The sequence below is a fragment of the Streptomyces sp. YIM 98790 genome, assembly GCF_011421595.1.
GTDB lineage: Bacteria > Actinomycetota > Actinomycetes > Streptomycetales > Streptomycetaceae > Streptomyces.
In genome coordinates this window covers 21,356-44,153 of sequence record NZ_WTLH01000031.1, presented here as the reverse complement: position 1 = coordinate 44,153, position 22,798 = coordinate 21,356, and the positions used below count along the sequence as shown (strand labels likewise).

Genomic DNA, 22,798 nt, shown 5'->3' with positions numbered 1-22,798 from the left:
CCCCGCCGGAGGCGGTGCGCCGCCGCGGTGAGCGGCGCCGCGCCCGCCGCCGTGCGGGTGCCGTGGCCGGCTCGGTCGGGGTGGTGACCGCGCTCGCCCTGGGCGGCTGGCTGCTGGGCGGCGGCGGGCAGGACGGCTCCCTGATGCCCGACCGGGACCCGGTGCCGCCCGCCGCGACCGGGACGCCCGACGCCCGCACCGGGAAGACCCCGAGCCCCGGGCCCGAGTCCGGGGACGGCACCGACCCGCCGGGCGAGGACGCCCACGACGGGTCGGGTCTCCTCCTGCCGCCCTCCGCGCTGCCCTGGAGCGACGCGCTGGCCTGGCGGGAGGTGCCGGACGAAACCGTCTATCACCGGCTGCGCGACCTGCAGAACGTGGACTGCGACAGCGGCGTGTTCGGCCAGTACCCGGATCTCCCCGCGCAGGTGAGCAACTTCGCCGGCGGGGACGTGGCCGCCGCCCAGTTCTGGGTGGTGTCCTTCCCCGCCGCCGAGTATGCCGCCGCCTACACCGAGTCGCTGCACGAGCCCGCGCGCGCGTGCGGACTGCTGACCCCGGACGCCGCGGCCGAGGCGGCGGTGCACGCGACGGCGGGCACCGAGGTGGAGCTGACCGTCTACGACCAGGTCGCCGCCGAGGGCGGGCGCCGGGCCGCGGGATCGTACCTGTTCGTGGCCCGCAGGGCGAACCTGGTCCTGCTGGTGCGGATGATCACCACGCCCTTCCCCTCCGCCGGGCAGGTGGGCGAGGAGATGGCCCGGCTGTACGAGACCGGGCCTGCGCAGAAGCACTACACGCTCACCGCGGAGTGCCTGGTCACCCTGGTGAGCGAGGGAACGGGGGAGCAGGCGGACGGCACCGGTGCCTCCCGGGACGGCCGCTGCGGCGGCACCGCGGCCGGCGCCGGGGACGAGGAACTGCCGTCCACCACCACCGGCGGCGGGTCGGCGGGCGGCTCGGTTCCGGAGGGCTGACCGCTCACCCCCGCGAAGTATCCCGGCCGCCCGCTGAGACAGCCTTACGGGTGATCGACACGCCCGGTAGGGTCGAGGCCGTGCCCAAACCGCTGAGCCTGTCCTTCGATCCGATCGCCCGTGCCGGGGAGTCGTGGAAGGGACGCTGGGGACCGTCGCCCGCCATGGAGGCGATCACCTCCATCATGCGTGCCCACCAGATCCTGCTCGCCGAGGTGGACGCGGTGGTCAAGCCGTACGGGCTGACCTTCGCCCGCTACGAGGCGCTGGTGCTGCTCACCTTCAGCAAGAAGGGCGAGCTGCCGATGTCCAAGATAGGTGAGCGGCTGATGGTGCACCCGACGTCGGTGACCAACACCGTGGACCGGCTGGCCAGGGCGGGCCTGGTCATCAAGCGGCCCAACCCCAACGACGGGCGCGGCACGCTGGCCGTGATCACCGACCGGGGCCGGGAGATCTGCGACGCCGCCACCCACGACCTGATGGCGATGGAGTTCGGCCTGGGCGCCTATGACGACGAGGAGTGCGGGGAGATCTTCGCGCTGCTGCGTCCGCTGCGGCTGGCCGCCGGGGACTTCCGCGAGGAGTGAGCCGCCCGCGCCGGGCGGGGCGGGTGAAGAACGCCCGAAACGGGCGGATACGCTCGTGCCCATGAAGCCGAGCGTCCTGACCCGCTACCGCGTGATGGCCTATGTGACCGCCGTCATGCTCCTGGTGCTGTGCACCTGCATGGTGTTCAAGTACGGATTCGACACCGGCGAGGATCTGACCTTCGTGGTCTCGCAGGCCCACGGCCTGCTCTACATCCTCTATCTGATCGTCGCCTTCGACCTCGGGCAGAAGGCCCGCTGGCCGTTCGGCAAGCTGATCGGCGTGCTGCTGTCCGGCACCGTGCCGTTCGTGGCCTTCTTCGTGGAGCGGCGGATCACCCGGGAGATCACGCCGCTGCTGGAGCGCCCGGAGGTGCCGGGGCAGACCTCGGGCGCCGGTCGGGCGGCCGAGTCCGCGCCCGGCACCACGTCGGCCCGCGGCTGAGCCCACCCCGGGGAACACGGTTCACGAGGGTTTACTCGGATGTCCTAGTAATTGCTTGGACGTCCGAGTAAATTGGCGTGCATGGATGCCAAGCACCCCGACGCAGCCGACCGCTCCGCGGCCCCGGACGCCGCCGCCGGCAACCCCGGCGCCGCCGCGCCCGGCAGCCCGGAGGCCATCGCCGAGGGCCGCCGCCGCTGGCAGGCCCGGTTCGACGCGTCCCGCACCCGGGACGCCGACTTCACCACCCTCTCCGGTACCGAGCTGGAGCCGGTCTACGGCCCCCGTCCGGGCGATGCGTACCAGGGCTTCGAGCGCATCGGCTGGCCCGGGGAGTTCCCCTTCACCCGCGGCCTGTACCCCACCGGCTACCGCGGCCGGACCTGGACCATCCGCCAGTTCGCCGGCTTCGGCAACGCCGAGCAGACCAATGAGCGCTACCGGATGATCCTGGACGCGGGCGGCGGCGGCCTCTCGGTGGCCTTCGACATGCCCACCCTGATGGGCCGCGACTCCGACGACCCGCGCTCGCTGGGCGAGGTGGGCCACTGCGGTGTGGCCGTGGACTCCGCCGCCGACATGGAGGTTCTCTTCCGCGGCATCCCGCTGGGCGAGGTCACCACCTCCATGACCATCTCCGGCCCGGCCGTCCCGGTGTTCTGCATGTACCTGGTGGCCGCCGAGCGCCAAGGCGTGGACCCGGCCGTGCTCAACGGCACCCTGCAGACCGACATCTTCAAGGAGTACATCGCCCAGAAGGAGTGGCTGTTCCCGCCCGAGCCGCATCTGCGGCTGATCGGTGACCTGATGGAGTTCTGCGCCGAGCGCATTCCGGCCTACAAGCCGCTCTCCGTCTCCGGCTACCACATCCGGGAGGCCGGGGCCACCGCCGCCCAGGAGCTGGCCTACACCCTGGCCGACGGCTTCGGCTACGTGGAGCTGGGCCTCTCCCGCGGCCTGGACGTCAACACCTTCGCGCCGGGTCTGTCTTTCTTCTTCGACGCGCACATCGACTTCTTCGAGGAGATCGCCAAGTTCCGCGCCGCGCGCCGGATCTGGGCCCGCTGGATGCGCGACGTCTACGGCGCGACCAGCGAGAAGGCGCAGTGGCTGCGCTTCCACACGCAGACCGCCGGGGTCTCGCTCACCGCCCAGCAGCCCTACAACAACGTGGTGCGCACCGCCCTGGAGGCGCTCTCGGCGGTGCTGGGCGGCACCAACTCGCTGCACACCAACGCGCTGGACGAGACCCTGGCGCTGCCCAGCGAGCAGGCCGCGGAGATCGCGCTGCGCACCCAGCAGGTGATCATGGAGGAGACCGGGGTCACCAATGTCGCCGACCCGCTCGGCGGCTCCTGGTACATCGAGCAGCTCACCGACCGGATCGAGGCCGAGGCCGAGAAGATCTTCGAGCGGATAAGGGAGCGCGGCCGGCGCGCGGTGCCGGACGGCCCGCACCCGATCGGGCCGATGACCTCCGGGCTGCTCCAGGGCATCGAGGACGGCTGGTTCACCGGCGAGATCGCCGAGTCCGCGTTCCGCTACCAGCGGGCGCTGGAGAAGGGCGAGAAGAAGATCGTCGGCGTCAACGTGCACCACGGCTCGGTCACCCGGGATCTGGAGATTCTGCGGATCAGCCACGAGGTCGAACGCGAGCAGGTCCGGCTGCTGGCCGAGCGCCGCGGGCGGCGGGACGACGCCGCGGTGCGTGCCGCGCTGGACGGCATGCTCGCCGCCGCCCGGGAGGGCGCCAACATGATCGAGCCGATGCTGGCCGCGGTGCGCGCCGAGGCCACCCTGGGCGAGATCTGCGACGCACTCCGCGCCGAGTGGGGCACGTACACCGAGCCCCCCGGCTTCTGAGCGAGGCCGACGGGACCGCCGCACCGTTGCGGACCGCCTCCCGGGCGGGAACGGGAGCGGCGGTCAGCGGGCCGCGGGGGAGGCCAGGCCGGTGAGGAGCAGGTGGGCGAAGTCGGCGGCCCAGCCGGCGTCCACCGGCTCGTTGCTCACCAGCGTGCGGTGCACCACGGTGCCGGCGATCACATCGAAGATCAGGTCCGCGCTGCGCGCGGCGGCCTGCGGGTCCGGCTCCGGCGGGAGCTCGCCGCGCGCCTGCGCGCGCGAGCGGCCGAGCAGCACCAGCGCCTTCTGCCGGTCCACGATCGCCGCCCGGATCCGGGCGCGCAGTGCCTCGTCCCGGGTCGCCTCGGTGACCACGGCCATCAGCGCGGTGCGGATCTCCGGCAGCTCCAGCAGCGCGGCGAAGCTGCGGACCACGCCCGACAGATCGGCGGCCAGGCTGCCGCTGTCCGGCAGCTCCAGCTGCTCGTCGAAGACCGCCGCCAGGCTGTCCACCACGAGTTCGTTCTTGCCCGGCCAGCGCCGGTACAGCGTGGTCTTGGCCACTTTGGCGCGGGCCGCCACTTCCGCCATGGTCAGCCCCGACCAGCCGAGTTCGGCCAGTGCCCGGCGGGTCGCGGCCACGATCGCCCGGTCCGCCGCGGCGCTGCGCGGCCGGCCGGTGCGCCGCTCGGCGGGCGCGGCGGACGGAGCTGACGGGGCTGCTGCGGCGGGCGGGGCGGACGGGGCGGACGGTGAGGCGGCACGGGAGGGGACGTGGGAGGGGACGTGGGACATGGCCGGAACCTTACCCATGAGTAATGAAGATCGCCGAGGGCTTGACTTACGATACGGCCCGTAGCGTAAGCTGCCCAGGGCACAGGCACTCGCAGGACCCGGTGGGCGCCTGTCCCGGGGATGCGTTCCGCAACGAGCCGCGGAGGGGGGAGACTGGTCCTCATGCAGCCACGCAACATCTCCATGAGCGGCGTAGTGGACCTCTCCGCACTGAAGGCGGCGGCCGAGGCCAAGGCCAAGGCCGACGAGGCCCGCGCGCAACGCGCCCGCCAGGCGCAGTCGCAGGGGCCGGCAGGCGCACAGGGACAGCCTGCCGGCGAGGCGCTGCGGCTCATCGTCGACGTCGACGAGCAGAGCTTCGAGAGCGAGGTGCTCCAGCGCAGCGCCGAGGTCCCGGTCGTCATCGACTTCTGGGCGGAATGGTGCCAGCCCTGCAAGCAGCTCAGCCCGGTGCTGGAGCGTCTCACCGAGGCCCTCGCCGGCCGTGTCGTGCTGGCCAAGGTGGACGTCGACGCCAACCCCATGCTGGCCCAGCAGTTCGGCGTGCAGGGCATCCCCGCGGTGTTCGCGGTCGTGGCCGGCCAGGCCCTGCCGCTGTTCCAGGGCGCCGCGCCCGAGGCACAGATCCGGCAGGTGCTGGAGCAGCTCATCGCCGCCGCCGAGCAGCGCTTCGGCATCACCGGCCTGGCCGGTGCCGGTGCCGGGGCCGGCGAGGAGGCGGGCGCCGGGGGCGCCGTGCCCGGCCCGCCGATGGATCCGGCGCTGGAGGCCGCGTACTCCGCGCTGGAGAGCGGTGATCTGGGCGGGGCGATCCGCGCCTTCGAGAACGTGCTCTCCGACCAGCCCGGCCATGCCGAGGCCAAGGCCGGCCTGGCCAATGCCAGGCTGCTGGAGCGGGTGCGGTCCATGGACCAGGAGAAGGTCCGGCGGGACGCCGCCGACCGCCCGGAGGATGTCGGCGCCCAGATGGCCGCCGCCGATCTCGACCTCTACGGCGGGCATGTGCCGGACGCGTTCTCCCGGCTGGTCGATGCCGTGCGCCGGTCCGCGGGGGAGGAACGCGAGAAGGCCCGGATGCATCTGCTGGAGCTGTTCGAGGTGGTCGGCCCCGATGACCCGCGGGTGACCGCGGCCCGTGGCGCGCTCACCCGAGTGCTCTTCTGAGCGGGAAAGCCGACAGATCGCTCACATCGGCCGCGCTTTACCAAAGTTTGGTAAACGCGGCCGTTGTCACGCTCCGTAAGGGGCGGCCGGGGTTGCCGGCTTGTTGCGCCCGGTTGACCGGAGGAGTGTGTCCGGGATTGCCGCTACGCAGCGTATAAAAGCCCGCTATCGTCTCATCGGTGATTCCACCGTGTCTTACTCGCTAGTAACGAACCCCTTGCCTGTCGACCGCACATCGAGCACGATCAGCCAAGCCGACGTCAGCCACGCGTCGGCCTCGGGTCAAGGGGGTTCCGCCGACGGGCGGGGCCGCTCCTTTGCGGCCGTACCTGTGTGCGGTCCGTGGCTGTCTCCCGGGGGTGGCCCGGGATGTCGCGCTTCTCCGTCTGCGCGCGCTTCGGGGGCGGGTCCTTCGGTACCCCTGGGGCGGGCGGTGCGGAGGAGTTGTCCCTAAGGAGGAAAGTCATGGAGTCTCAGGCTCGTGGCGGCACCAGATGGCGGCGCTTCGCGGCCGTCATGGTGCCCAGCGTGGCCGCGACCGCCGCGATAGGTGTCGGCCTCGCCCAGGGCGCCCTCGCGGCCTCGTTCACAGTGTCCGGTCAGAGCTTCAAGGTGACCACCGACAAGCTGGTGAACGAAGACGGCTTTGTGCAGTACGGCACCGTCAACGCGACGGCCGACGGCAAGCACGTGCCGGTCGCGGTCTCGGCGTTCAACAGCGCCACGATCTACAACCTCTGCCAGTCCGTGGTGGTCCCCACGCCGATCGGCGATGTGACCCTGCGGCTCGGCGCGGGCGCGGACCCGAAGAACCCGGTCAAGGCCGAGAACCTGTTCATCGATGTGGCGCAGCTCGACGCCAACGCCGAGTTCACCAACATCGACATCGGCGTTCCGGCCGGCGGAACCACCAAGGGGCCGAAGCCGACGGGGCAGTACGACCCGAACTCCTTCGCCCAGCAGGCCGACAAGGTGACGCTGACCGATGTCAAGCAGACCGCGTGGGCGACCACCGCGGGCACCTTCAAGCTGAGCGGGCTGAAGCTGAACCTGCACAGGGGCAACGACAAGCAGTGCTACTGACGGCCTGATCCAGGCCCGGAACGGGGGCCCCTCGGCGTCCCGTTCCGGGCCGGACGGCCAGTGAGTCCGCACCGTCGCAGGGCCCGGGGTCCGGGGTCCGGGCCCGCGGCCCGGCACTCAAGAGCCCGTCCCGTCCCCGTCCTCCGTCCCCGCCCTCCGTCCGCACGGCCGCCCGTGCCCGGCCGTGGACGCCGGTCGCACCGGTGGCCGCGGCCGACGGCCGGGCCGCCCGTCCGCCCCCGTCCGGTGCCCCTCGTCCGCCGTCCTCTCCGCCAGCCGGCCGCCGCCCGCCGCACCGGGCGCTTCTCGCACGCTGCCGCCGTTCCGTGCACCCAGGGAGCACGCGCCATGAGCACCACCACCCAACCGATGACCACCGCCGACGCGGCGGAGGGGCCGCCCTCGCGCCTCACCCGGGCCCGCCGCGGCTTCCGGCACTGGAGAGGGCAGCGGCCCTTCTGGGCCGGGTTCTGGACCATCCTGGCAGGAATCCCGATCCTGTACTTCCCGTACGCGAATCTGAGCATGGGCGATCTGACCATCCGGATCGCCACCACCGCGGGTGCGGGCTCCCTGGTGATCGGCGTGCTGCTGATCACCCTGGGCTTCTCCATGTGGTTCCAGCCCTCCACCCGGGTCTTTTCCGGTATCGCCACCCTGGTGCTGTCACTGGTCTCCATCCCGGTGTCCAACATCGGGGGCTTCCTGATCGGCTTCCTGATGGGCATCACCGGCGGCGGGATGAGCCTGGCCTGGGTCTCCGGCGAGCGGAAGGCCGAGCTGGAGGCCCATGACCTGGACGAGGGCACCGACCAGCCGGACGGCGCCGCCGCGGACGGCACGGCGGCGGAGACGGCCGAGGACTGGCAGGAACTGGCGGCCAGGTCGGCCGCCACGGCACCGGGCACCGGCAGCGCGCTGGCCGATTTCGGCTTCGGCGCTCCGGACCGGGACCCGGCGGCCCAGGACGCGCCCGCGGCGGACGGCGCCGCCACCACAGCGGACCAGACGGAGGGGAAGCACCGTGCCGAGTGAGGAGAACTCCGGGGCGGGCAAGGCTGCGCACACCTCACGCAAACCCTTGCGAAAGCGGCTGCACATGCCCGTGAGCAAGGCCGTCGCGCTGGCGGCGATGCCCTCTGCGGTGATCATGGGCATGGGCTTCACCTCACCGCTGGCCAAGGCCGACCAGCACCCGGAGAACCCGTTCCAGGACGGGCCCTGCGTGGCCGTCCCGGACACCGCCGAGGACCAGGCCGAGCAGGACGGGCCGGGGCAGGACCCGGCGCCGGAGGCCGGCCCGGACCCCGAGCCGGACCCCGAGCCGGAACCCGAGCCCGGGCCCGAGCCGGAACCCGAGCCGGAACCGGACCCCGGACCCGAGCCGGAACCGGACACCGAGCGCCCTGCCGCGCCCGCCCCGGAGAACGGTGAGAGCGGCGCGGAGCAGCCCGAGGGGGACGAGGCCGTCAACCCGCTGGACCCGCTGGGCGTCGGCAAGGTCCTGGAGGACCTGGGCACCGGCCTGACGAACCTGGTCACCTCGGCCGGGCTGACCGGGGCCACCGCCGAGCAGCCGGCGGATCAGGAGCAGGCCGCCACCGCACAGGACGGCCAGGACGGGCAGGACGAACGGACGGAGCAGGCCGGGCAGACCGGGACGGCCGGGACGGCCGCCGGGAGCGCCGCGGAGACCGCCGCGGAGACCCTCCCCGGGAAGCCGGCCACGGACGGCGCGGCGGACGACGCCACAGACGGAGCCGCGGACGGCGGGGAGCAGGACCCGGCCACCGGGGCGGCGGAACAGGCCGTCGCGGCGGCGGCCGGGGAGAGCGAGCCGGCCGGTGAGGCCGACCCGTTCGCCCCGGACGCGGAGGGCAAGGTCCCCTACCCCTGCCCGGTGGAGCGGCAGGTGGCGGGCACCGATGTGGCCGTGGTGGTCGCCGACGAGCCCTGGTACCTGGAGGCGACCTACCTGACCCTGCGGGGCCTGAAGTACCACGGGGTGGTCAATGTGACCACGTCCAGCGGAGAGTCCAAGCAGGCGCTGAAGTTCACCGCCGAGAAGCTGGACATAGGCGACCTGCACCAGATCGTCCACGGCCCGGACGGTCTCCGGTACCACGTGCAGGCCGCCCCGGGCAGCAACTCCACCTTCCGCAACGGCACGGTGACCATGTACACCGAGCGGCTGGAGGGCAATCTTTTCGGCCTGATACCGATCGTCTTCGACCCGCAGCACGAGCCGCCGCTGGACGTCCCGGTCGCGCACTTCACGGATGTCACCGTCACCCAGGCCGGTCAGTTCGGGGGCACACTGAACTTCCCCAAGGGCATGAGCAACTACATCACGCAGTCGTGACGCGCGGAGACCCGGCACCGGACCGCCACCGGCACGCCGTCACAGCACCACAGGCGCCGCAGAAGCCACAGAAATAACAGAAACCACAGACGCCGCAGACGCCGCAGAGCGAGCGGAACCCCCGGGGCGGGCGGCACTGATCCGTGCCGCCCGCCCCGCGCGTCCTCGCGGTCCCGGGGCCGGTCAGCTGTCCTTGCCCAGGTGCAGCACGCGGACCATGTTGGTCGTCCCGACCACGCCGGGCGGCGAGCCGGCCGTCATGATCATCACGTCGTCCTCCTGCCAGCGGTTGAGCCGCAGCAGCTCCCGGTCCACCAGCTGCACCATCTCGTCCGTGTTCTTGGCGTGCGGCACCACGAAGCTCTCCACGCCCCAGCTCAGGCAGAGCTGACGGGCGGTGGACTTCTCCGTGGTGAAGGCCAGGATCGGCTGCACGGCCCGGTACCGGGACAGCCGCCGCGCGGTGTCGCCCGACTTGGTGAACGCCACCAGCGCCTTGGCGAACAGGAAGTCCGCCATCTCGGCCGCCGCCCGGGCCACCGAACCGCCCTGGGTGCGCGGCTTCTTGCCCTTCACCAGCGGCTGGAGCCCCTTGGCCAGCAGCTCCTGCTCGGCGGCCTCCACGATCCGCGACATGGTGCGGACCGTCTCCACCGGATACTGGCCCACCGAGGACTCCGCCGACAGCATCACCGCGTCGGTGCCGTCCAGGATGGCGTTGGCCACGTCCGAGGCCTCGGCGCGGGTGGGGCGGGAGTTGGTGATCATCGACTCCATCATCTGGGTGGCCACGATCACCGGTTTGGCGTTCCGGCGGCACATCTCGATCAGCCGCTTCTGCACCATCGGGACCTTCTCCAGCGGGTACTCCACCGCCAGGTCGCCGCGGGCCACCATCACGCCGTCGAAGGCCAGCACGACCTCTTCCATGTTCTCCAGCGCCTGGGGCTTCTCCACCTTGGCGATCACCGGTACCCGCCGGCCGACCCGGTCCATCACCTGGTGGACGTCCCGGACATCGGTGGCGCTGCGCACGAAGGACAGGGCGATCATGTCCGCGCCCAGGTTGAGCGCGAACTCCAGGTCCACGATGTCCTTCTCGGACAGGGCCGGGACGTTGACCGCCGCGCCCGGCAGGTTGATGCCCTTGTGGTCGGAGACCACGCCGCCCTCGATCACGATGGTCTGCACCCGCGGGCCGTCCACCTCGGTCACCTGGAGCGCCACATTGCCGTCGTTGATCAGCACCGGGTCGCCCTTGGCGACATCGCCGGGCAGGCCCTTGTAGGTGGTGCCGCAGATCGTCTTGTCGCCGGGCACGTCCTCGGTGGTGATGGTGAAGGTGTCCCCGCGGACCAGCTCCACCGGCCCCTCGGCGAAGGTCGCCAGCCGGATCTTGGGTCCCTGGAGATCGAACAGCGTGCCGATCTCCCGGCCGCACTCCTCACCCGCCGCACGGAGGCGGTGGAACCGCTCCTCGTGCTCCGCGTGCGACCCGTGGCTCATGTTGAAACGGGCCACGTTCATCCCGGCCTCGATCAGGTTCTTCAGCTGATCGGCGGAGTCGACGGCAGGGCCCAGCGTGCAGACGATTTTGGAACGGCGCATGGGGGCGATCCTATCGTTTGTTCACGAGCGGAATAATCACGGGGGCGGGCCGGTCACCGACCGGAAGACGACTGTCGGGTTACCAGTTGGTACGTCTGGGCGGCGATCTCCAGTTCCTCGTCGGTGGGCACAACGGCCACCGCGACCCGAGCGTACTCCGGGGAAATGAGCCTGGCTCGAGTGGCGCTCTCGGCGTTCCGTTCCGTGTCGACGGCCACGCCGAGGGTCTGCTCCAGCCCGGCGACGGCGGCCCGCCGCACCTCCGGGTCGTTCTCGCCGACCCCGGCGGTGAACGCGATGGCGTCCACCCGGCCCAGTACCGCCGTATACGCCCCGATGTACTTGCGCAGCCGGTGGATGTAGATGTCGAAGGCCAGCCGGGCGCGCTCGCCGTCCGGGCCGCCGGCCGTGATCCGGCGCCGGATCTCCCGCATGTCGTTGTCCCCGCACAGGCCGGCCAGGCCGGAGCGCGTGTTGAGCAGCGTGTCGATCTCCTCGGTGTCCATCCCGGCCACCCGGGCCAGATGGAACACCACCGCCGGGTCGAGGTCGCCCGAGCGGGTGCCCATCACCAGTCCCTCCAGCGGGGTGAGCCCCATGGAGGTCTCCACGCAGCGCCCGCCGGCCACCGCCGAGGCCGAGGCGCCGTTGCCCAGGTGCAGCACGATGACGTTCGTCTCGCCCGGCTCCCGGCCCAGCAGTCCGGCGGTGCGGCGGGAGACGAAGGCGTGCGAGGTGCCGTGGAATCCGTAGCGGCGCAGGCCGTACCGGTCCGCGGTCGCGGTGTCGACGGCGTACCGCCAGGCGTGCTCCGGCATGGTGGCGTGGAAGGCGGTGTCGAAGACCGCGACCTGCGGGAGCCCGGGGTTGAGATCCAGCGCGGTGCGGATGCCGGTGAGGTTCGCCGGGTTGTGCAGCGGAGCCAGCGGCACCAGGCGCTCGATCTCGGCCAGCACCTCGTCGTCGATCAGCGTCGGGTCGGTGAACCGGGTGCCGCCGTGCACCACCCGGTGGCCGATGGCCACCAGCCGGGGCGAGTCCAGGCCCATGCCGTCCGCGGCGAGTTCGGCGGCGACCGCCTTGAGCGCCGCGCCGTGGCCGGGGAAGCGCTGCTCGGTCTCCCGCCGCCCCGGCCGCGCGCTCTCGCCGTCCGCGCCGCCGTGCACCGTGTGCACCGTGTGCACCAGCCGGGAGGTGCGCTCGCCGATCCGCTCCACCAGGCCGGCCGCCCGCCGGGAGCCGTCCGCCATGTCGATGAGCTGGTACTTCACCGAGGACGACCCCGAGTTCAGCACCAGCACCCGGCCGGCCCGGCCGGCCTGCCCCGCCCTCGCGTCCGCGTCCGCGTCCGAACCCTGCTCGGCCATCTGCCCGTCCTCCTCGCCCTCTGCGCCCGCGCCGGTCATCCCGCCGCCGGCCGCTGCTGCTGCGCCTGCACGGCCGTGATCGCCACGGTGTTCACGATGTCCTGCACCAGCGCGCCGCGCGAGAGGTCGTTGACCGGCTTGCGCAGGCCCTGGAGCACCGGGCCGACCGCCACCGCGCCGGCCGAGCGCTGCACCGCCTTGTAGGTGTTGTTCCCGGTGTTCAGATCGGGGAAGATCAGCACCGTCGCCTGCCCGGCCACCTCCGACTCCGGCAGCTTGGTGGCGGCCACGGTCGGCTCCACCGCGGCGTCGTACTGGATCGGGCCCTCCGCCTTCAGATCCGGGCGCAGCGCGCGCACCAGCCCGGTCGCCTCCCGCACCTTGTCCACGTCCACGCCGGTGCCCGAGGTGCCGGTGGAGTAGGAGAGCATGGCGATCCGCGGCTCCACCCCGAACTGGGCGGCGGTGGCCGCCGACTGGATGGCGATGTCGGCCAGCTGGGCGGCGTCCGGGTCCGGGTTGACCGCGCAGTCGCCGTAGACCAGCACCCGGTCCGCCAGGCACATGAAGAACACCGAGGAGACGATCTCGGCGTCCGGCTTGGTGCGGATGATCTCGAAGGCCGGCCGGATGGTGGCGGCGGTGGAGTGGACGGCGCCGGAGACCATGCCGTCCGCCAGCCCTTCGTGCACCATCAGCGTCCCGAAGTACGACACGTCCGCCACCACGTCCCAGGCCAGCTCGTAGGTCACCCCGCGGTGCGCGCGCAGCGTGGCGTACGTTTCGGCGAAACGTTCCCGCAGCGGAGAGTTCTGCGGATCGACGATCCGGGCGGTGGCCACGGCGGGGTCGGCGGCCACCTCGTCCGGGGCCAGCAGCGGCAGGTCCAGGCCCAGTTCCCCGGCCTTGCGCCGGATCGTGCTGTCCTCACCCAGCAGCACCAGATCGCACACATTGCGGCGCAGCAGCACCTCGGCCGCGCGCAGCACCCGCTCCTCGGTGCCCTCCGGCAGCACCAGCTGACGGCGGTCCGCGCGGGCCCGCTCGATCAGCTCGTGCTCGAACATCATCGGTGTCACCCGGTCCGTCCTGCTCACCGCCAGCCGGTCGGTGAGCACCGCGGTGTCGACATGTTTCTCGAACAGACCGAGGGCGATTTCCGCCTTGCGGGGGGTCGCGGCGGTCAGCTTGCCTTCGAGGTCGAAAAGCGCGGCCGCGGTGGGGAAGGAGCCGCCCGGCACCGACAGCACCGGGGTCCCCGGCGCCAGCCGGTGCGCCAGCCGCATGGCCTGCTCACCCGGGGTGAGCCCCAGGGTCAGCAGGACCCCGGCCACCGGGGTGGCGCCGGCCGAGTGCGCGGCCAGCGCGCCCACCACCAGATCCGCCCGGTCCCCCGGGGTCACCACCATGCAGCTCTCGGTCATGGCGTTGAGGAAGGTGGGCAGCGAGGCGCCGCCGAAGACGAAGCCCCGCACGTCCCGGGCCATGCCGGTCTGGTCGCCCAGCAGCACGGCGGCGCCCACCGCCTCGGCCACCTGCGCCACGGTGGGGGCCGCCAGCGCCGGCTCCTCCGGGATCACGAACACCGGCTCCGGCAGATGGCGGCCCAGCTCCCGGGCGGCCTCCCGGGCGGCCTCGCCGCGCACCCGGTTGGCGATGGTGGCGATCACGTGGCAGCCCAGCGAGGTGTAGGCGTGATGGGCGTTGCGCACCTCCGCGACGAGCTGCTCCGCGTCCTCGTCCCGGCCGCTGACCACGGGCAGCACCACCGCGCCGAACTCGTTGGCCAGCCGGGCGTTGAGCGCCAGCTCGGCCGGCAGACCCGTGTCGGCGTAGTCGGTGCCCATCACCAGCACCGCCTGGTGCTCCCGGGCCACCTCGTGGAACCGTTCCACCAGATGCGCCACCAGCTCGTCCGAGCCGCGCTCGGCCTGCAGGGCGGCGGCGTCGGCGTAACTCATCCCGATCGCGGTGGCAGGCGGCTGGCCGAGCCGGAACCGGCCGCGGAGCAGCTCCACCACCGCGTCCCGGTGACCGTGGGACAGCGGGCGGAACACCCCGACCCGCTCCACCTGGCGGGTGAGCAGCTCCATGATCCCCAGCTCGACCACCTGCCGGCCGTCACCCCGGCCGATGCCCGTCACGTACACGCTGCGCGACACGTGTGATCTCTCCTCACGCAAGCGGAACGGCCCGGTGCTGTTCACCCGGCCGTGGGTTCACCCGATCCGTCATCGGTGACACCCTTGACAGTACCCGGGGCGCGCGGTAAGGCGCTCGACGGGTGGGGCGCGGGTGTTCGGCGTCGTCTTCATGGCGTGAAAGAATCAGGTGCGGCTCCCGGTACCACAGGGCGGCCCCGATGGCGCGGCTTCCCAGCTTTCCTCATCTGCAGGCAGGAGAGAGTCCATGCGTATTGGCGTTCTCACCGCGGGCGGCGACTGCCCTGGCCTCAACGCCGTCATCCGGTCGGTCGTCCACCGGGCCGTGGTCGACCACGGCGACGAGGTCATCGGCTTCGAGGACGGCTTCAAGGGTCTCCTCGAAGGGCGCTACCGCAAGCTCGACATCGATGCGGTCAGCGGAATCCTGGCCCGCGGCGGCACCATCCTCGGCTCCAGCCGGCTGGAGCGCGGACGGCTGCGGGAAGCCGCCGCCAACGCCGACCAGTTGCGCCGCGATCTCAACCTGGACGCGCTGATCCCGATCGGCGGCGAGGGCACCCTGACTGCCTCTCACATGCTCTCCGAGGCCGGCATCCCGGTGGTGGGCGTTCCCAAGACCATCGACAACGACATCTCCGCCACCGACCGCACCTTCGGTTTCGACACCGCCGTCATGGTCGCCACCGAGGCCATCGACCGGCTGAAGACCACCGCCGAGTCGCACCAGCGGGTGATGGTGGTCGAGGTGATGGGGCGGCACGCCGGCTGGATCGCCCTGGAGGCCGGCATCGCCGGCGGTGCGCACGGCATCTGCATCCCGGAGCGGCCGTTCCAGATCGACCGGCTGTGCGAGATGGTGCGGGAGCGGTTCGCCCGCGGCAAGAAGTTCGCGGTGGTGTGCGTCGCCGAGGGCGCCCGCCCGGCCGAGGGCACCATGCCGTACGAGCGCGGGGAGATCGACGCCTACGGGCACGAGCGCTTCACCGGCATCGGCAACCGGCTGGCGGTGGAGCTGGAGAAGCGGCTGGGCACCGAGGCGCGGCAGGTCATTCTCGGCCATGTGCAGCGCGGCGGCACCCCCACCGCCTACGACCGGGTGCTGGCCACCCGGTTCGGCTGGCACGCGGTGGAGGCCGTGCACCGGGGCGAGTTCGGCAACATGACCGCGCTGCGCGGCACCGAGGTCGTGATGGCGCCGCTGGCCGAGGCCACCGCCGAGCTCAAGACCGTGCCGCAGTACCGGATGGACGAGTCCGAGGCCGTGTACTGACCGGCCGGTGGCTCCCCGCCGCGAATCCGCCCCGGCCGCCTTCCCGCACCGGCGCCGGGGCCGCCGCGGGTCAGTCCGGCCGGGCCGCCGCAGCCGCCGCAGCCGCCGGGTCCGCCAGGTCCGAGGGATCGGTGTTCGCCCCGCACAGCACGACGCACACCCGCTCGCCGTCCGCGGGCCGGTAGGCGCCGCTGCCGACCGCCGCCAGGGCCGTGGCCGCTCCGTGCTCGACCGCGATCCGGTGCTCCGCCCACAGCCGCCGCCGGGCGTCCGTGATCGCCCCGTCGTCCACCAGCACCGAGCGCACGTCCCCGCGCAGCGCCCAGCCGAGCGCGTCCTCCGACACCCGCCGGGCCCCCAGGCTGTCGGCCGCCACCGACGCCACCGGCACGTCCACCACCTCGCCCGCCGCGATCGCCGCGTGCAGCGCCCGGCAGCCCCGCGGCTCCGCGGCCACCACCCGCACTCCGTGCTCCGCGGCCGAGGCCGCCACCCCGGCGAACAGCCCGCCCCCGCCGACGGCCACCACCACCGTGTCCACGGCCGGCAGCGCGGTCCGGATCTCCTCCATCAGGGTGCCCGCCCCGGCCGCGACCAGCGGATGCGCGTACGCGTGCGACAGCAGGGCCCCGCTCTCCCCGGCCCAGCGCCGGGCCGCCTCGGCCGCCTCCGCGTACTCCCGGCCGGCCGGCCGCACCTCCGCGCCCAGGTCCCGCAGCCTGCGGACCTTCACCGGCGGGGCGTTCTCCGGCACGAACACCGTGGCGGGCACGCCGGCCGCGCGGGCCGCCCAGGCGCACGCCAGCCCGGCGTTCCCGCCGGAGGCGATCACGACCCCGGCCCGTGGCATCGCCCCCGCCTCCCGCTGCGCGGTGGTGAAGTTCAGCGCCCCGCGCGCCTTGAACGTCCCGGTGTGCTGGAGGAACTCCAGCGCGAACCAGAGCCCGTCCCGGGCCGGCGCGACCGCCACCGGCCGCACCCGCCCGCCGACCCGCCCCGCGGCGGCCTTGACGTCTTCGTACCCGATCACCCCACCCACCCTAGGCCGTGCCGCCCCATGGCCTTCCCGGGGCGGCGCGGCGGCCGGTTCTCCGCGGCGCGGCCGTCCCGGTCACCGCTCTCCTCCGCGCGCGGCGTCCCGGTGGCGCCGCCGTCCGGGGATCAGGGCCGGTCGACTGCGGTGAGCCGGAGCCGGTCGCCGCCGCCCTCGACCTGCTCGCGCAGCACCAGCCCGAGGCCTTCGGCGTAGTGGCGGTGGTGGACCGCCTCCGGGTTCAGCGGGTCGGTCTCCTCGGTGACGACAACGTCGCGGAAGGAGCCGTGGGGCACCTCCACGCTCTCGTCCACGCTCACCACCTCCACCGTCTCCGCGTACAACGCGGTGTCCCGGGTCGGGTAGACGGTGCCCGGCTGCGGGTCGGCCGGCATCGCGATGCCCGGGTGGGCGCCGTCCCTTCCGGCCGCCAGTGCTCCCGGGGTGGGGGCGATCTCGGTGTCCTCGACGACGTTGAGGTCCGCGCCGAAGGTCCAGACGTTGCCCTCGCCGTCCTGGGCGAACCAGTTCCGGCTCTCCTCGACGACCACGCCGTCCACGCTGACGGTCTCGGCCACGATCCGGACGGTGACGCCGAGGATGTCGGTGGTCTCGTCCGTGACCTCGACGACCGCCTCGGTCCCGCCCTCGCCCTCGGCGGACCGGTAGGTGAAGCGGGTGCCGGGCTCCAGCGGCAGATACGGGTTGTCGATCGTGGTCGTGAAGTCCTCGGGGTCGAACGTGGGGCCGGCCGTGGGGGAGGTCTGCCGCGGTGTGCCGGGGGTGTCCTGGGCGGACACTCCCGTCTCCCCGCCGCCGCAGGCGGTGACGCCGGCCGCGGCCGCCAGCAGGAGCGCGATCACCGCCGTCGGATTCGGCCGGACCGGAGCACGCACGATGTCTCCTCACGTCGGGGGAAGGCCGGACCGTCCCAGGATCGGACCGGCGGGCCGGACGGCGGGGTCCCGCCGCCCGGGTTTCGCGGCTTCGCCCGCCGCCGCCACTCCTCCGGCCCACCGTGACCGGGTGCGGCGGGCGGCCGGTCAGGGGCGTTCCACGGAGACCAGTTCCAGGCGGTCGTCGCCGCCCTCGACCTCCTCCTCCAGCACCAGGCCGACGCCCTCGGCGTAGTACTTGTGCTCCACCATGTCCGGCTCCAGCGGGGTGTAGTCCTTGGTCTGGACGACGTTGTCGAAGGAGCCGTAGGGCACCTCGACGCTCTCGTCCCGGCTCAGCACCTCGGCCGTGTCCTCGGCCACCCCGGGGGCGTTCTCCTGCGGGTAGACCGCGCCGACCCGCGGGTCGGCGGGCATCACGATGCCGGGGTGGGCGCCGTCCTCGCCCGCCTCCCAGGAGCCCTCGGTACTGGTCACCTCGCCGTTCTCCAGCTCCCTGGTCTCCTCGCCGAAGTACCAGACATTGCCGGTGCTGTCCTGGGCGAACCAGTCCCGGGACTCCCGGACGGTCTCGCCGTCCACGGTCACCGTGTCCCGGACCACCACCGTGGTGATGCCCATGACCTCCCGGGTCCGGTCCGTCACCTCCACCACCACCCGCTCGGTGTCCTCCTCGGTGTCGTCCTCGGCGGCGTTCTCGTAGGTGAAGCGGGTGCCGGGCTCCAGCGGCAGATAGGGGTTGTCGATGGTGGTGGTGAAGTCGTCGGGGTTGAGGGTCGGGGTGGCCGTGCTGGTGGTCTGCCGGGGCGCGTCGGCGGCATCCCTGGCCGCCGCCCCCTCCCCGCCGTCGCCGCAGGCCGACGCCACTGCCGCCGCGCCCAGGACCACGGCGGTCACCGCCGCGGCTCTCCGCCATGCCGGAACACGCACCATGCCTCCAGGAGATCCGTGCTGATCAGAGGACCTCATGATCGTCCCGGCTCCCGGAGGGCGGGCCCTCCGCCGCACGGTGTCGCCGCATCACCGGCCCCCGCCACCCGTTCGGCCCCGCCCTGCCGCGGCACGGCGTGGGCTAGGTTCTGGGGCATGGATCTTGTGATCACTTCTGGACATGTGGTGCCCGTCGATGGCGATCCCATCCCGGGCGGAACCGTGGTGATCCGCGACGGGAAGATCGTCGCGGTGGGCGCGGACGGCGAAGTGCCGATACCGCAGGACGTCGAGGTGGTGGACGCCGCCGGACTGTGGGTGCTGCCCGGCTTCGTGGAGGCGCACGGCCACATCGGCATCCACGAGGAGGCCGAGGGCTGGGCCGGGGACGACACCAACGAACGGACCGACCCCAACGGCGCGATGCTGCGCGCGCTGGATGCCGTCAACCCCGCGGACCAGGGCTTCGCGGACGCGCTGGGCGGAGGGGTCACCACGGCCGTGATCAAGCCGGGGTCGGCCAACCCGATCGGCGGGCAGACGGTGGCCCTCAAGTGCTGGGGCCGCAGCGTGGACGACATGCTGGTGCGCCAGCCGTGCAGCGTGAAGAGCGCGCTGGGGGAGAACCCCAAGCGCGTCTACGGGGAGCAGAAGAAGCTGCCCTCCACCCGGCAGGGCGTGGCCGCGGTGATCCGGGACGCGTTCAGCCGGGCGCAGGACTACCGGGCGCGGCGCGAGCAGGCCCGCGCCGAGGGCAAGCCCTTCGACCGGGACTCGGCCCTGGAGGTGCTGGTCCGGGTGCTGGACGGGGAGCTGCCGTGGTGCCAGCACACCCACCGGGCCGACGACATCGCCACCGCGATCCGGCTGGCGGACGAGTTCGGCTACCGGCTGATCATCAATCACGCCACCGAGGCCCATCTGCTGGCCGACGAGGTGGCCCGGCGCGGCATCCCGGTGATCAGCGGGCCGCTGCTGACCAGCCGTCTCAAGGTCGAGCTGCGGCACCGCACCCTCCAGAACCCGGGGATACTCGCCCGGGCAGGGGCCAAGGTCGCCCTCACCACCGACCACCCCGTGGTGCCCATCCACTTCCTGGTGCACCAGGCCACCTTCGCGGTCAAGGAGGGCATGGACCGTGCCGAGGCGCTGCGCGCGATCACCGTCCATCCGGCCGGGATGATGGGCCTGGCCGACCGGGTCGGTGCGCTGCGGCCGGGGCTGGACGCGGACCTCGTGCTCTGGGACGGCGATCCGCTGGACGTGATGAGCCGCGCGGTGCGCACCTACATCGCGGGGCGCGAGGTCTACCGGTACGACGCGGAGCGGCGGGAGGGCGTCGTGGCCGATCCGTACTACCGCGAGTAGCGCGCACAGGGCGCACAGCGCGAAAGGAGAGCAGGGAGCGGTCACGGCGGGAACGGGTGTCGGTCACGCTGCGTACACTGGAGTAAGGCGGCCGCGGCCGGGGTCCGGCGGGAGAGGAGAGCAGATGGCGTTTCGCAGGCCGGTGCTGACGGGGCGTCCGCCCGCCGCGGACGCCCCGGCCGACGGTGCCCCGCCGCAGCTCTCGCAGCGGCTGGCCCGCTATGTGCCGCTGCCCGCGGCGTACGCGGTGTTCCAGTCGCTGCTCGGGGTGCTGCCCGAGTCCCTCTCCGGGGATCCCGCCCGCTATGCCCTGGCCGGCACCGCCGGGATCGCCACCGGGCTGATCGTCTGGCTGAGCGTGCAGGTCAGGCGGGGCCGGGAGTCCGCCGCCGAGCCGGCGCACCCGGCCGGGGCGGCCGGGGCGGCGGTGATTCCCGGGCCGGCCCGCCCCGGCGAGCCGTTCCCCCGGGTCGTGGCCGGCACCCGGGAGGCCGTGCTGCGCGCCCGCTCGGTCTGCGACGACCCGGATCTGGGCCCGCTGACCGGCTGGTCGCACTTCCTGGAGGAGGGCGAGGCCGGCCATCCGCCCACGGCGATCGGCACCGCCTACGGCCTGCACCTCGCGCTGGCCCTCGGGCCGGACGACGGCCGCTTCGACCAGCCCGCCCTGGTGGAGACGCTGTGGCGGCTCCGGCTGCCGGACGGCGGCTGGGCCGCCCGCACCGGCACCGGGGTCAGCCGGCCGGAGGTCACCGCCCTGGTGCTGGGCGCGCTCAGCCGGGCCGGCGCGCACCGCTCCCGGCTGGACGAGGCCGTCGGCGTGCTGGAGGGGCTGCTGGCCCCGGGCGCCGACCCGGAGGGCGAGGCCCGGACGTACGTCATCGGTGCCGCCATCCGCGGCCTGCTGCGCGCCGCGCCCGGCTCCCCCGAGCTGCCCCGGCTGCGTGACCGGCTGACGGAGGGTGCGCTGCACGATCCCGAGCGGGACGGGCTGTGCTGCTGGGGGTACTCCCTGGAGGGCGACGCCCGGCTGCTGCGCCCGGCGCGGCCCTCTCCGGTGCACACCGCCCAGGCGGCGCTGGCCCTGGCCCGGGTGACGGCCGTGCTCGGCACCGAGCGGCGCTCCCGCCAGGCCATGGAGCAGGGTCTGGAGTGGCTGGTGCGGCACGGGGAGTTCGAGCACCAGACGGAGCATCTGCGGCGGTTCGGGGCCGGCGGGCCGACCGATCACACCTTCATCCGGCACTTCACCGCCGGCTGGGTGGCGCGGGCACTGATGGCCGCGCCCGCCCCGCCGGAGGACCCGGCACTGCGGCGGGCGACCGAGGCGTGCCTGCGGTCCGCCGTGGCGCGTGTGCGTGCCGAACAACGGGGAGGCGTGTGGGAATGGGGCGACGACCGGGAACACCGTCCGATATGGATGACCTACCAGGGGATATCAGTGCTGATCGCGCACGCGCACCGCTCGTACACCACGCCATGACCACGGCGGCACAGGGGGCGAGGGAGCTGATCGAGGCCGGAATCGGCTCCCCGGAGGGGTTTCTGACGGGGGCGGAGAACGCCGTGCGCCGGCTGGCCGGCCCGGCCGATCTGGACGCCCTGCTGGCCGGGCTGATCCGCCAGGGGGAGGAGCACCCGGAGACGGTCTCCGTCCCGGCCCGGCTGTCGGACCGTCATCCGCTGGGCTTCACCAAGCTGGTCCTGCTCGGGGAGGAGCCGCGCTATCTGCTGCGGGCCCACCTGTGGGACCCGCCGCCGGACCGGCGGGGACCGGCCGCCCCGGCCGCCCCGGAGAGGCCGCCGGGGCGGCCGGAGGGCGCGCCGCGCCGGGGCGGGCCGGAGCGGCCCGCGGCGGCCGGCCACATACACAACCACCGGTTCGCGCTGGCCTCCCGCATTCTGTGCGGCAGCCTCACCATGCAGGTCTTCGCCGCCAATCCGTACGCGGGCGGGGAGGGCATGGTGATGAGCGGTTACCGGGAGTCCTCCTCCCGCGAGGAGGGCCGGTGGCGGCTGGAGCGGACCGGGCCCGCCTCGGTGCGGCAGACGGCCCAGCTGTGCCTGCCGCGCGGCACCGGCTACGCGCTGGCCGCCGAGGTGCTGCACCGGGTGGAACCCGCCCCGGACGGGCCCACGGCGACACTCTTCCTGCAGACCGCGCTCACCCGGCGCGGCACCGAGGTGTACGTACCGGCCGGCCGCCCGGAGCCGGCGCCGGTGCGCCGGCGTGCGCTGAGCGCGCGCGAGTATCTGGACGCCCTGCGGCGGCTGCGGACCCTGGTGCGGTGACGGCGGATCAGCGCCGCGGAGCGCTGCGGCCGTGCGGCAGGGACTGGCGGATGGTGCCGAGGTTGTGGTCGTCCAGGCCGAAGCCGTCGAGCTCCGCGACGGGCACCCAGCGGTACTCCTGATCGGGCTCGGGCAGCGCCACCTCCAGGCTCAGCGGCCGGACCAGGAAGTTGCGCTGGGTGTTCTCCACGGTGGCGCCGTTCCACCGGCTGAAGAAGGTCCGCTCGCCGCCGGTGCCGATGATCTCGCCGGACAGGCCGGTCTCCTCCTTCAGCTCCCGGAGCACCGCGTCCTCGGGACGCTCGCCGGGCTCCAGCTTGCCGGAGGGAACGCCCCAGACCCCGGGCAGGAAGCGCTCGCGGTAGCTGCGGCGCACCAGCAGCACCCGGCCCTGGTGCAGGACGACCGCCGCGGCCAGGCGGTTCCGGCGCACGGCGGTCACTGATGCGGTACTCGGCACCACGGTGCTCGCTCCCCAGTTTCGGCATCGGTGTCTACACAATGTACGGCGTTCCGGGCGGCTTGTCGGCCCGTGCGGCAGGCCCGGCGGGCGCATCGGGAGCATGACAAAACACCGGGGGGCGGAACGGCGCACGTGAAACGGTCCC

General features: G+C 73.2%; 19 protein-coding genes and 1 pseudogene. 12 read left to right on the top strand and 8 right to left on the bottom strand.

Annotated features, from left to right (window positions below; all coding sequences use genetic code 11):
- The 4 genes and pseudogenes from GQS09_RS08310 to GQS09_RS08295 form a co-directional block, all read left to right on the top strand.
- Positions 1-977 (top strand): annotated as a pseudogene (locus GQS09_RS08310) (hypothetical protein); the annotation flags it as partial.
- Positions 978-1,057: 80 nt separating this feature from the next.
- On the top strand, positions 1,058-1,567 hold the full coding sequence (locus GQS09_RS08305) for a MarR family winged helix-turn-helix transcriptional regulator (RefSeq protein ID WP_165985349.1): 510 nt from the start codon (positions 1,058-1,060) through the stop codon (positions 1,565-1,567).
- A gap of 61 nt (positions 1,568-1,628) precedes the next feature.
- A complete protein-coding gene (locus GQS09_RS08300; protein ID WP_165985348.1) occupies positions 1,629-2,012 on the top strand; it encodes a DUF3817 domain-containing protein in 384 nt (127 codons plus the stop codon).
- A gap of 177 nt (positions 2,013-2,189) precedes the next feature.
- Positions 2,190-3,875, top strand: a complete 1,686-nt coding sequence (locus GQS09_RS08295; RefSeq protein ID WP_313896048.1) for a methylmalonyl-CoA mutase family protein — start codon at positions 2,190-2,192, stop codon at positions 3,873-3,875.
- A gap of 63 nt (positions 3,876-3,938) precedes the next feature.
- Here GQS09_RS08295 and GQS09_RS08290 read toward each other — a convergent pair whose 3' ends face one another.
- Positions 3,939-4,652, bottom strand: coding sequence for a TetR/AcrR family transcriptional regulator (locus GQS09_RS08290; RefSeq protein WP_165985346.1), 714 nt, complete (start codon positions 4,650-4,652; stop codon positions 3,939-3,941).
- A gap of 162 nt (positions 4,653-4,814) precedes the next feature.
- Between GQS09_RS08290 and GQS09_RS08285 the strand changes: the two genes are divergently transcribed.
- The 4 genes from GQS09_RS08285 (at position 4,815) to GQS09_RS08270 (ending at position 9,261) form a co-directional block, all read left to right on the top strand.
- Positions 4,815-5,816 carry a tetratricopeptide repeat protein gene (locus GQS09_RS08285; RefSeq protein ID WP_207957581.1) on the top strand — a complete coding sequence of 334 codons (1,002 nt, stop codon included), beginning with the start codon at positions 4,815-4,817 and terminating at the stop codon, positions 5,814-5,816.
- Between the two features lie 465 nt (positions 5,817-6,281).
- Positions 6,282-6,899: a DUF6230 family protein gene (locus GQS09_RS08280; RefSeq protein WP_165985345.1), complete on the top strand. Its 618-nt coding sequence runs from the start codon at positions 6,282-6,284 to the stop codon at positions 6,897-6,899.
- Positions 6,900-7,247: 348 nt separating this feature from the next.
- Positions 7,248-7,934: a DUF6114 domain-containing protein gene (locus GQS09_RS08275; protein ID WP_399552446.1), complete on the top strand. Its 687-nt coding sequence runs from the start codon at positions 7,248-7,250 to the stop codon at positions 7,932-7,934.
- Between the two features lie 64 nt (positions 7,935-7,998).
- Positions 7,999-9,261, top strand: a complete 1,263-nt coding sequence (locus tag GQS09_RS08270) for a hypothetical protein (RefSeq protein WP_165985344.1) — start codon at positions 7,999-8,001, stop codon at positions 9,259-9,261.
- Between the two features lie 183 nt (positions 9,262-9,444).
- On the opposite strand, the gene pyk is transcribed toward GQS09_RS08270, so the two are convergent.
- Genes pyk through pta form a run of 3 tightly spaced genes read right to left on the bottom strand, consistent with a single transcriptional unit; the run spans position 9,445 to position 14,398 of the window.
- Positions 9,445-10,869, bottom strand: coding sequence for a pyruvate kinase (pyk, locus tag GQS09_RS08265; RefSeq protein WP_165985343.1), 1,425 nt, complete (start codon positions 10,867-10,869; stop codon positions 9,445-9,447).
- A 53-nt stretch (positions 10,870-10,922) separates the two neighbouring features.
- Positions 10,923-12,236, bottom strand: coding sequence for an acetate kinase (locus GQS09_RS08260; protein ID WP_165985342.1), 1,314 nt, complete (start codon positions 12,234-12,236; stop codon positions 10,923-10,925).
- A gap of 35 nt (positions 12,237-12,271) precedes the next feature.
- Positions 12,272-14,398, bottom strand: coding sequence for a phosphate acetyltransferase (pta, locus tag GQS09_RS08255; protein ID WP_165985341.1), 2,127 nt, complete (start codon positions 14,396-14,398; stop codon positions 12,272-12,274).
- A 247-nt stretch (positions 14,399-14,645) separates the two neighbouring features.
- Between pta and GQS09_RS08250 the strand changes: the two genes are divergently transcribed.
- Positions 14,646-15,671 (top strand): 6-phosphofructokinase, encoded by a 1,026-nt coding sequence (locus GQS09_RS08250; protein ID WP_165985340.1) that lies wholly within the window; start codon positions 14,646-14,648, stop codon positions 15,669-15,671.
- Between the two features lie 70 nt (positions 15,672-15,741).
- Here the strand turns inward: GQS09_RS08250 and GQS09_RS08245 are convergent, their stop codons facing one another.
- The 3 genes from GQS09_RS08245 to GQS09_RS08235 form a co-directional block, all read right to left on the bottom strand.
- A complete protein-coding gene (locus GQS09_RS08245; protein WP_165985339.1) occupies positions 15,742-16,701 on the bottom strand; it encodes a serine/threonine dehydratase in 960 nt (319 codons plus the stop codon).
- A gap of 131 nt (positions 16,702-16,832) precedes the next feature.
- The gene (locus GQS09_RS08240; protein WP_165985338.1) at positions 16,833-17,600 is read right to left on the bottom strand and encodes a hypothetical protein; all 768 of its coding nucleotides are present in this window, start codon (positions 17,598-17,600) and stop codon (positions 16,833-16,835) included.
- A 147-nt stretch (positions 17,601-17,747) separates the two neighbouring features.
- Positions 17,748-18,497: a hypothetical protein gene (locus GQS09_RS08235; RefSeq protein WP_165985337.1), complete on the bottom strand. Its 750-nt coding sequence runs from the start codon at positions 18,495-18,497 to the stop codon at positions 17,748-17,750.
- A 189-nt stretch (positions 18,498-18,686) separates the two neighbouring features.
- Here GQS09_RS08235 and GQS09_RS08230 point away from each other — a divergent pair, with 189 nt between their 5' ends.
- The 3 genes from GQS09_RS08230 (at position 18,687) to GQS09_RS08220 (ending at position 22,190) form a co-directional block, all read left to right on the top strand.
- Positions 18,687-19,898, top strand: coding sequence for an amidohydrolase (locus tag GQS09_RS08230; protein ID WP_165985336.1), 1,212 nt, complete (start codon positions 18,687-18,689; stop codon positions 19,896-19,898).
- A gap of 124 nt (positions 19,899-20,022) precedes the next feature.
- Positions 20,023-21,381 carry a hypothetical protein gene (locus tag GQS09_RS08225; protein ID WP_165985335.1) on the top strand — a complete coding sequence of 453 codons (1,359 nt, stop codon included), beginning with the start codon at positions 20,023-20,025 and terminating at the stop codon, positions 21,379-21,381.
- Entirely contained in the window at positions 21,378-22,190 is an 813-nt protein-coding gene (locus GQS09_RS08220; RefSeq protein ID WP_165985334.1) for a hypothetical protein, read from the top strand. The genes GQS09_RS08225 and GQS09_RS08220 overlap by 4 nt, the downstream gene beginning before the upstream one ends.
- 7 nt (positions 22,191-22,197) lie before the next feature.
- Here GQS09_RS08220 and GQS09_RS08215 read toward each other — a convergent pair whose 3' ends face one another.
- Entirely contained in the window at positions 22,198-22,632 is a 435-nt protein-coding gene (locus tag GQS09_RS08215) for an NUDIX hydrolase (protein WP_313896047.1), read from the bottom strand.
- Positions 22,633-22,798: the final 166 nt, after the last annotated feature.